Origin of the sequence: Mesorhizobium sp. M4A.F.Ca.ET.022.05.2.1 (genome assembly GCF_003998845.1) — a bacterium.
Lineage (GTDB): Bacteria > Pseudomonadota > Alphaproteobacteria > Rhizobiales > Rhizobiaceae > Mesorhizobium.
Genome location: NZ_RZOJ01000578.1, coordinates 1 through 2,848, shown reverse-complemented (window position 1 = coordinate 2,848; position 2,848 = coordinate 1). Strand labels below are relative to the sequence as shown.

Here is a 2,848-nt window from a genome sequence, read left to right as displayed (position 1 = left end):
GTTCTACACCGGCGCCAAGCAGGTGCTGGAGGCGATCACCGAGGCGGAGGCCGCCGTCTCGGCATTGTCCGGCCAGCCGCGCGGCACGATCAAGGTGACGGCGCCGCTCGGCCTCGGGCGGCGGCTGGTGGCCTCCGGCATTCCGGACTTCCACGACAAATACCCTGATATCGAGGTGCGGCTCAGGCTTTCGGATCACAATGTCGACATCATGAAGGAAGGCATCGACGTCGCCTTCCGGCTGGGCATCATCGAGGATTCCAGCCTCAGGATGCGCGGCATCATGGAATGCGAGCGGGTGCTGGTGGCGGCGCCGAAATATCTGGAGGCGCGCGGCGAGCCGGCCGAGCCGCAGGAATTGATCGGCAAGAAGCACGATTGCCTGATGCTGCGCTATGCCGGCGCGCGCGAATATGTGTGGACGCTGCAGACGCCGGCCGGCCCGCAGAAATTCGAGGTGCACGGGCCGTACGACACCGATGACGGCGATGTGCTGACCGGCTGGGCGCTGTCGGGTCGTGGCATCATCAACAAGCCGCGCTTCGAGGTCGAGCCTTTCATCCGCGACCAACGGCTGAAGGTGATCCTGGCCAAGACACCGCCGACGCCGGTGCAGTTCGCCGCCGTCTACCCGCACAAGAAGCTGCAGGACCCGAAAGTGCGGCTGCTGCTCGATTTCATGGCCGAGCGCTGCCAGCGGCTGATCAAGGATATTCTTGCCGGCAAGTAGGGGCTGGCCGGCAAGTGACGGCCCGCTGGCCCACCCGACGGACTTGCCTTGCGCGAAGGCGGACTTAGGTTCGCGTCATGCATCTCGCCATTTCGCTCGACATTGCTGCCACCGACGGACAGGCCGGCCTGGACTTCCGCCGCATAGCCGGCTTCGTGCGGAAAGCGGAGGCGGCAGGGGTCGACATGGTCGTCGTTTCCGATACCGCAGCCAACGGCGCTCGATCAACCAGCCCGTTCGAGGCAACGACGCTGCTGGCGGCGCTCGCGACGCTGACCGAAAGGATCGGGCTCGTCGCCGGGGCCTCGACGCTCGCGCACCAGCCCTACAATCTGGCGCGTCGCTTTGCTTCCCTCGACATCATCAGCCACGGCCGTATCGGCTGGAACGCGACGATGGTCCAGGATCCGCGCCAGGCCGCCAATTTCAGCCGGCCGGAAGGGTTTTCCGAAGGTGATTTCCGCCGCCGCGCCGAAGAATTCATCGGCATCGTGCAAGGCCTGTGGAGGGGCTGGGACGCCGATGCGCTGCTGTTCGACAAGTCCGGCGGCCGCTTCCACGATCCGCAGAAGATGCACCTGCTTGACCACAAGGGCGAGTGCTTTTCGGTGCGCGGGCCGCTCAACGTGGCGCGCTCGCCGCAGGGCACGCCGGTGCTGGTCATGTCCGGCCTGTCCGAGGCCGACCTCGACTTCGCCACCCGCGTCGCCGACGTCGTCCTGCTGGACGAGCAACCGTCGGCGGGTGTGGCCGGCGACGACCTGAAACGACGGGCGCTTGCTGCTGGGCGCAAGCCGGAAACACTTAAGGTGTTTGTGACCGTGGCCGCCGAAAGGCTCGAAGCGGGGTTCGACTCGAACGGCTGCGACGGCCTCAATTTTGCTTTGCCGGCTGATCTTCCTTCACTTGAGGCCTTTGCCGATCGCGTGCTGCCGGAGTTGCAGCGTCGCGGCCTGGCTCAATCCGCACGTGCCGAAGCGACGTTGCGCCAGCATCTCGGACTCGAGGCGGGAGGCAAACCATGAGCCCGCGGCAGATGAAGCTCGGCCTGTTCCTGTGGGCGACAGGCCACCACATCGCCGCCTGGCGCCATCCAAAGGCGCATGTCACCGCGGGCATCGACATCGGCCACTACATACAACTCGCCCGCACGGCCGAAGCGGCGAAGCTCGACATGATCTTCTGCGAGGATGCCGCCGGCCTGCGCGAGGCCAATGTCGGCATCGCCAGCCAGACCTCGCGCTCGATCGGTTTCGAGCCGATCAGCCTGCTTTCGGCGATCGCCGTGCAGACCGGGCGCATCGGCCTCGTCTCGACAGCTTCGACCAGCTACAACGAGCCCTACGGGCTGGCGCGCACCTTTGCCTCGCTCGACCAGCTGAGCGGCGGCCGCGCCGGCTGGAACCTGGTCACTTCGGCAAGCAATATCGAAGCCGCCAATTTCGGCTCGATGGGCCTGCGTTCGCATGCCGACCGCTATGAACGCGCCCGGGAATTCGCCGCTGTGGTCGCAGGTCTGTGGCGTGGCGCCGGCAGTGGCGGCCTCAATCATGACGGCCAGAGCTTTTCCGTCAGGGACGCGCTCGACCTGCCGCGTTCGCCGCAGGGCGCGCCGGTCATGGTGCAGGCCGGAGCCTCGGAGGACGGCAAGGACCTCGCTGCCAGGACCGCCGATGTCGTGTTCAGCGCGGCCCAGACGTTTGAGGAGGCGAAGGCCTTCTATGACGACGTCAAGGGCCGGCTCGCTGCCTATGGGCGCACGTCGGGCGACGTCAAGATCATGCCCGGCGTCGCGCCGGTCGTCGCGGCGACCGAGCCGGAAGCCCGGGCAAAGCATGAGGAATTGCAGGAGCTGATCCCGGACGAGGTCGGCGTGGCGCTGCTCTCCAGCTATCTCAGCATTTCCGACCTCTGGCGCTATCCGATCGACGGGCCGCTGCCGGAACTGCCGGAGAGTGAGGGCATGAAGAGCCGGCAGGCGCTGGTCGTCGAGCAGTCGCGCCGCGACGGCCTTTCCATCCGCCAGCTTGCCCGCCATTTCGCCGGCGCCCGCGGTCATTGGCGGATCGTCGGCACGCCGGCGCAGATCGCCGACGAATTGCAGGCGCGCTTCGAAGG

General features: G+C 66.7%; 3 protein-coding genes. All 3 read left to right on the top strand.

Annotated features, from left to right (window positions below):
• A partial coding sequence (locus EN745_RS33010) for a substrate binding domain-containing protein (protein ID WP_127423184.1) occupies window positions 1-730 on the top strand: 730 nt, incomplete at its 5' end.
• Window positions 731-807: 77 nt separating this feature from the next.
• A complete protein-coding gene (locus tag EN745_RS33005) occupies window positions 808-1,755 on the top strand; it encodes an LLM class flavin-dependent oxidoreductase (protein WP_127423183.1) in 948 nt (315 codons plus the stop codon).
• Window positions 1,752-2,848: LLM class flavin-dependent oxidoreductase (locus EN745_RS33000; RefSeq protein ID WP_127423182.1), on the top strand; the 1,097-nt coding region annotated here is incomplete at its 3' end. The genes EN745_RS33005 and EN745_RS33000, both read left to right, overlap by 4 nt.